The following is a 3,825-nucleotide window of genomic DNA, read 5'->3' on the forward strand; positions in this document are numbered from 1 at the left end:
GCATACATGACGGACCCACCCCGTGGGGCCCGCCGTCCCGGGGGGGCGGCGGGCGGGACCGTGGTCGCCCATGGCTGCATCGGTGTACCGCGGACAGCATCGTGCTGGTGCCTCCCGGGCCCGCGTGCCACCGGCCGTTAGGTTCCTGGCATCCAACACCGGGAGAGGCCATGCGGGTCAGTCGTCGTTCGCTGCTGAGGCTGGGAAGTGCGGGTACGGTCGCCGCCGGGCTCGGGGCCATGGGACCCGGGGCCGCCGCCTCGGACAGGGACGGAAGTCCGGGGGCCAACGGCCCGGCCCCCAAAGGGGCGAGCGCCGAAGGAGCCGCGCCCGTGTCCGTCGGCCCGGTGACGCAACCCGGGGCGGCGGCGGCCCGTGCGAAGGCCGTCGAGCTGGTCGCGCGGATGACGACGGACGAGAAGATCGCCCTGCTCCACGGGGTGAACGTCAAGGCGGAGGTCGCCCGGCCCGGGTTCATCGGCAAGGTGCCGGGCAACGAGCGCCTCGGCATCCCCGCGACGATCCTCGCGGACGGGCCGAGCGGAGTGGGCAACGGGTCGACGGGGGTGACCCAGTGGCCGTGCTCCAAGGCGCTGGCGGCGACCTGGGATCCGGTCGCGGCCGAGACGTACGGGAGGGCCTACGGCGGTGAGCAGGCTGCCAAGGGGCACAACGTGGCGCTCGGGCCGTGCGTCAACATCCTGCGGACGCCCCGGTGGGGCCGGTCCTTCGAGACGTTCACGGAGGACCCGCACCTCAACGCGGCGCTGGCGGCACCTGTCGTACGGGGCATCCAGTCGCACCACGTCATCGCGACGGTGAAGCACTTCGCGGCCAACAACCAGGAGACGCTGCGGCACTCCATCGATGTGGTGGTGTCCTCGCGCGCCCTGCACGAGATCTACTTTCCGGCGTTCCGGGCGGCCGTCCAGCAAGGCGGCGTAGGCGCGGTGATGACGGCGTACAACAAGGTCAACGGGGTCTGGACGCACGAGAATCGCACCCTGGTGCAGGACGTGCTCCGGGACGGCTGGGGCTTCGACGGCATGGTGATGTCGGACTGGGGCGGGACGCACAGCACGGTTCGGACGGCCGAGGCGGGGTCCACCACCGAGATGCCGGGGTCGACGTACTTCGGTACGGCGCTCGCCTCGGCGGTCGCGCGGGGTGCGGTCACCGGGGCGGTGCTCGACACGATGGCCGTGCAGGTGCTGACGACGATGTACCGGGTCGGGCTGTTCGACCACCCGCTCCCCGACCCGCTGACGCTGCTGGACACGGTCGTCTCCACCGAGGAGAACAGGTCGCTGGCCCGTCGGATCGGGATCCAGGGCAGTGTGCTGCTGAAGAACGCGGGCCCGGTGCTGCCGTTCGCCGCTCCCCGGTCCGTGGCGGTGATCGGGGACGCGGCCGGCGCCGGGTACCGGTCGCACGGCGGTGGTTCGGGCAGTGTGAACCCGTACGGCGGGGTGGTGACCCCGCTCGCCGGGATCACGGCCCGCGCCGCGAGCGCCCCGACGCCCGTCCCGGTGACGTACGCGCGCGGCACCCTCGGGGTCGGCGCCCTGCCGGCCGTCCCCGCCGACGTGCTCGGCGCGGGTCTGCGGGCGGTCTACTACGCATCGGCCGACCTCACCGGCACGGTCCTCGCCACCACGACTGCCGACCGCCTCGACTGGACTGCCGCGCCGGCCCCGGTGAGCGGGCGGACCGGGGCCTGGTCGGTGCGGTACAGCGGTACGTACACGGCGCCGGTCGCCGGGCGTTACCGGTTCTCGCTGAGCGGCGGCGGCGCGGTGGTGCTCACGATCGACGGGACGGTCGTGGCGGATTTCGCGACCGGGGCCGAGGTGGTGCAGAACGGTTTCGTGACCCTGTCGGAGGGCGCGCACTCCATCGAGGTCACCTACCGTCACACCTCCGGTACCGCGAGCCTGCGGGTGGGGCACCAGCCGGGGCAGGACCGGTTGATCGCCGAGGCGGCCGCCACCGCCGCGGCGGCCGAGGTCGCGGTGGTGGTCGTGGTGGACGTGACGGCCGAGAGCATGGACCGCTCCACGCTGGGCCTCGCCGCCGACCAGGACGAGCTGATCGCCGCGGTCGCCGCGGCCAACCCCCGTACCGTCGTGGTGCTCAACACCTCGGGCGCCGTGCTGATGCCGTGGCTGCCGGAGGTCCCGGCGGTGATCGCCAACTGGTACGGGGGCCAGGAGCAGGGCAACGCGGTCGCCGCGATGCTCTTCGGCGACGCGGAGCCCGGCGGGCGGCTGCCGGAGACCTTCCCGGCGACGGAGACGCAGGGTCCGGCCAAGCGGCCGGTGGAGTTCCCGGGCGACGGCAAGCAGGTCTACTACGACGAGGGGCTGGCGGTCGGGTACCGCTGGTACGCGCGCTCGGGCGAGCAGCCGCTCTTCCCGTTCGGCCACGGGCTGTCGTACACCACCTTCGCCCTCTCCGGCCTGCGGGTCGCACCCTCCCCTTCCGGCCACCGGGCGACCGTGCGGGTCCGCAACACCGGATCCCGCGCGGGCAGCGAGGTCGTGCAGCTCTACGTCACCTTCCCCGCGGCAGCGGGCGAACCCCCCTCGCAGCTCAAGGCGTTCGCCAAGGTGACGCTGGAGCCGGGAGCCGTCATCACCGCCGTCCTGGACGTCCCCCGGGAAGCACTGGCCGTGTGGCGGTCGGTGGAGGACGGCTGGACCCTGCTGCCGGGTTCGTACGAGTTCGCGGTGGGGCGCTCCTCGGCGGACCTGACCCTGCGTACGCGGGTGCGGGTCGCCACCCGGTAGGACGGGGATCGGCCTCTTCGCCCACCGGGGTGGTCCGGGGCGCGATACGCTGCGCGCCCCTCCGCCTTGGTGACCGAGGGTTGGGAAGGGGTTACGGAGGGGCACAGATCCCCCGTACGACCGCGCAGACGAAGTTGCACCGAGGGAGCACCACCATGGCAACCCCCTTGTCCGCCGACACCCTGCTGAAAGCCCTCCGCGACGAGGGACTGAAGGTGGTGGAGTACAAGAGCTGGCGCACGAACAACCGTGACCACAAGGGCCCCTGGGGCCCGGTCAATGGCGTGATGATCCATCACACCGTCACTTCCGGCACCCCGAATTCCGTGGAGCTGTGCTACTCGGGCCGCTCCGATCTCCCCGGGCCGCTCTGCCATGGGGTCATCGACAAGGAGGGCACCGTCCACCTGGTGGGCAACGGCCGCGCCAACCACGCCGGTCTCGGCGACGGGGACGTGCTGCGCGCGGTGATCGCCGAGGCGGCGGCGCTGCCCGCCGACAACGAGGCCGACACGGACGGCAACGCCCGTTTCTACGGCTTCGAGTGCGTCAACCTCGGGGACGGCCAAGACCCCTGGCCGGCCGCCCAGCTGCTGGCGATCGAGCGGGCGGCAGCGGCGGTCTGCCGTGCGCACAAGTGGTCCGAGCGCTCGGTCATCGGGCACCTGGAGTGGCAGCCGGGGAAGGTGGACCCGCGCGGCTTCCCGATGACCGCGATGCGTGACCGGATCGGCGTCCGGCTCGGCGCGGGTCCGGACGGGCCGCTGCCGGAGCCGTACGAGCCGTTCCCCGGGGCCGGGTTCTTCACGACGGGCCGCAACAGTCCGGTCATCACCGCCATGGGCAAGCGGCTCGTGGCGGAGGGCTGCGACCTGTACGCGGTCGGCCCCGGGCCCACCTGGTCGGCGTCCGACCGCGCTTCGTACGCCGCCTGGCAGCGCAAGCTCGGGTACGTCGGCGACGCGGCCGACGGGGTACCGGGTGAGGACAGCTGGGCGAAGCTCAAGGTGCCGAACGTGTGAGACGGGGATGCGGC

The 3,825-nt window shown here is 72.9% G+C and carries 2 protein-coding genes; both read left to right on the plus strand.

Annotated elements, in window-relative coordinates; genetic code table 11:
- Positions 1 to 332 precede the first annotated feature (332 nt).
- Positions 333 to 2,789, plus strand: coding sequence for a glycoside hydrolase family 3 C-terminal domain-containing protein (locus tag ACFWEP_RS32775; RefSeq protein ID WP_387375660.1), 2,457 nt, complete (start codon positions 333 to 335; stop codon positions 2,787 to 2,789).
- 155 nt (positions 2,790 to 2,944) lie between these two features.
- On the plus strand, positions 2,945 to 3,811 hold the full coding sequence (locus ACFWEP_RS32780) for a peptidoglycan-binding protein (protein WP_387375662.1): 867 nt from the start codon (positions 2,945 to 2,947) through the stop codon (positions 3,809 to 3,811).
- Positions 3,812 to 3,825: the final 14 nt, after the last annotated feature.

Source organism: Streptomyces sp. NPDC060198 (assembly GCF_042728415.1).
Classification (GTDB): Bacteria; Actinomycetota; Actinomycetes; order Streptomycetales; family Streptomycetaceae; genus Streptomyces.